The 410-nt window shown below is 40.5% G+C and carries 1 other RNA gene; it reads right to left on the reverse strand.

From position 1 onward, the window contains the following. Positions 1-285: 285 nt before the first annotated feature. A non-coding RNA gene (locus tag G468_RS23355) (RtT sRNA) lies at positions 286-410 on the reverse strand.

A 410-nucleotide genomic window follows, 5' to 3' on the forward strand; every position in this document is an offset into this window, starting at 1 on the left:
CTTGTGCAAAGCGAACATGAATATCCACAAATATCTCCTTGGTTAACATAAATTATCCGTACAAAAATGTGCGAATAATACCAAGTGGATCAGTTTTAGATGATCGTTAGTGGATCAGTTTTGCATGATCGGTGACACTCTAACTTACAAGCTATCCCACTTACTCTATTTTTATCTAATAGTTTTTCAAGTAAATAAATATATCTCTATGTTAATGATTGTAGAATGATTTGCGTAATTTCGCCAAAGTTAGGTAGGAAATCATCGTTGATGAGAGCATATCGATGGTGGGTCGTACAGGATTACTCGGCCTATGGCCTCGCCCTGCGGGTCGTTGTGCTTTGCACAACGCTGTCTCGCTACGCTCGGCTCGAACCTACACAGCTTCTCATCCTGTACTCTCATTGCAA

It is taken from the genome of Arsenophonus nasoniae DSM 15247 (assembly GCF_000429565.1).
GTDB classification, from domain to species: Bacteria; Pseudomonadota; Gammaproteobacteria; order Enterobacterales; family Enterobacteriaceae; genus Arsenophonus; species Arsenophonus nasoniae.